Below are 2643 nucleotides of genomic sequence, written 5' to 3'. Positions count from 1 at the left end.
GCTCATAAAAACCAACTCTGAGTGAAGAGTAAGCGCCGCAATCTCTTGCGCATGGAGATAGCCTTTGGGATGAATTTCGTCGGGAGCAAGCTTAAAAAGCCCTTCAAAAACGGAGTGCAGATCGAGCTTTTCTTCAGGCTTTGCGCCTATCGAGCCATGACAGGCAAGATGTATCCAGCGCGCATCTAGCATCCCATCTATAGCGCGTTCGACTGTAGCGTTGTCTTGTAAAAGAGTTTTTTCTGGAGTTGTTTTAAGAAAGGGAGCGACAATTGTTTGAGCTTCTTTTTCTGCAAATTCTAGCTCTTCTTTTGGATAAGGTGTTGTAGGATTTCCAATCACGAGAGAGCTTTCTGAAAAGTCTTTGGGGATTTCATTCAATAATTTGAGTATTTCAATGGAAGGAGCAATAGAAATGGGATGCTTTTCTATGAAATATTTTCCCTCTTTATCTAAGAAGGCAGCGAAGGGAATTTGAGCGAGAAAATTGTCGGGAATAATGGTCACGACTTGCTGGTGGTCTTTGGGAAGATAATCTTCAAGTGGAGCAACCAGAGCTTCATACCAAAGAGAAAGGCGCTTTTTAAAAGCTTGCGAATTTGAAGGATGAGTACCTCCATTTAACTCCCCACGAGTTAGTTCCTCTAAAAAAGATTCCAGAGGTGTTTCAATAGTTCTTGTCTCAGCAATAAAGGGAAACGTTTTGAAAACCTGTTTTGCTGCTTTAAACTCTTCTATCAAAATTCCAAGGGGTAGTTGCTGGCAGATAATTTTACCTTGAGAAGGGATAATCCATACGGTAATGCTGTTCGTGCTTTCGGAAGCAAACGAATAAACGATCAAGCAAGTGTTCAACTTATTGGCAAGAGCTTGCATTTCCTGGATTGTGAGTCCGGAAGAAGACAATAAGTCGTCCTTTTGAAATTGAAATTTTTTTGACAGAGCGGAAACTAAAGCACGCGAGCGTCTAAAATCTGTGATTTGCAAGGCTTCCTCAGTTTTATCCTGTTTTAGGAGAAGTTTTTCTAGTTTTAGAAGGGATATCGCTTGCTCTTCAAAAAAAGTAATTTGCCAGTGGCTATGATTTTTAAGTTCTTGATGTAATGCAGCAAAAATGTCGATGCTTTTTCGATAATTCTCTTCTGCTAGCTTAAGGTTAGACTTTCCATATAATTCCCCTAAGTAGTGATAGCCTACCGCTTGATTGCGGCGATCTTCAGATTCTTGAGACAAACAAATAAAATTTTCAATATTTTGAATCGCCTGTTCTTTTCCCGTAGCATCATAGCATAGACCTAGGCCAATAAGGCTGTTTGTTTTTATCTCTTGATTACCAATTTTATTGGCTTCTTCATACAGTTCAAGTGCTTTAGCAAAATGACCTTTTTCATAAAGAAGATTCGCCATATTTATTAAAATCGTAGCTCTTGCATTAACATTTTCTGTTATTTTTAATGCTTTGGCATAGCATTTTATGCTCTTAGGATAGTCTCTCTTATTGCAGTACGCATTACCGAGATTGATAAGTGCTGTTACCAAGTCGTCTTTAGAAAGGGGGATTTTCTCAGCAATCTCTAAAGCTTGCATTTGATAATCAACTTCTCTCTCATAATCTCCAAAAGCACCATAAATGCTCCCAAGAACTTTTAAAGCACTGAATTTGCTAACAAATATATCTAATTCATTTACTTGAACTGACGACAGATGCTGCGTTAACTCTAAAGTTTTCTCAGCATAGGAAATAGCTTTCTCATATCGCCCAAAATCGTTAAAAAAGTTCGTTAATTTTCCATAAATTTTGATTGCATTAAGAAAGTCGTTTTTCGGAAGAATTTCAAGTGCCTTTTGATATGCCTCTTCAGCTGGCTGATAGCGTTGAGCGTTAGCATGAGCGCGACCGATCCCAATGTAAATCCAGGCTTTTTCAGACTTATTTTCTGTCAAATTCAATGCATTTTGATAGCATCGAATCGCCTCTATATTATTATTGATAACAAGATAAGCATTTGCAAGACCGACAAGAGCTAAGCTTTCACTTTTAGGATCTTGTAGCGTTTTGGCGATAGCTTGAGCTTTTTCATAAAAAGGAAGCGCTTGCCCACCTTCTCCTAGCTCTAAGTAAAGTTTACCTATATTCGTTAAATAAATAAATATGGCATAAGGATCATCTAACTCGCGCGCTATTTTCAATGCTTTTTCGCTATGAAAAATAGCCATTGGACAGTCTCCAAAAAGTTGATACAAGGTTGCAAGGTTTTCATGCGTCTGCATGATGCTAACAAGTACTTCTTTGTTTTGGGACATTTCTGAAAGTTTCTGTATTAAAAGTTTTAAAAAGGTTGTTGCATAGGAGATAGCGCGGTTAAAATCCTGTTGATTCCCATAATAATCTGCTATGATTTTTAAAAGTGCTAAAGGTATTTCTCTGTTTTTATGGATGATAGATTTTTGTCCCTCAATTTCTTTTGCGAAAGCTTCAGGTAAAGGTTCAAAAAGCCTCAAAACGGATTTCTCTAAATTTTTTGGAATAAACGGACTAATTTTCTCCTCATAGGCTAATTGATAAAGGCTGTCTTTCCAGCGCTCCATATGGCTTAGAATTGCTTCTCTATTTTGAATAAGTAGGTTAGCGCAGTGATTGCC

At 37.8% G+C, this 2643-nt stretch carries 1 protein-coding gene; it reads right to left on the bottom strand.

The annotated features are described in order from the left end of the window. Positions 1-2643 (bottom strand): CHAT domain-containing protein (locus BU804_RS07050; protein WP_075883524.1); only part of this gene is annotated, 2643 nt, incomplete at both ends.

This window comes from Candidatus Protochlamydia sp. W-9, assembly GCF_001950615.1.
Classification (GTDB): Bacteria; Chlamydiota; Chlamydiia; order Chlamydiales; family Parachlamydiaceae; genus Protochlamydia; species Protochlamydia amoebophila.
The sequence above is the reverse complement of the archived record's forward strand: the minus strand, read 5'-3'. Positions and strand labels throughout refer to the sequence as shown.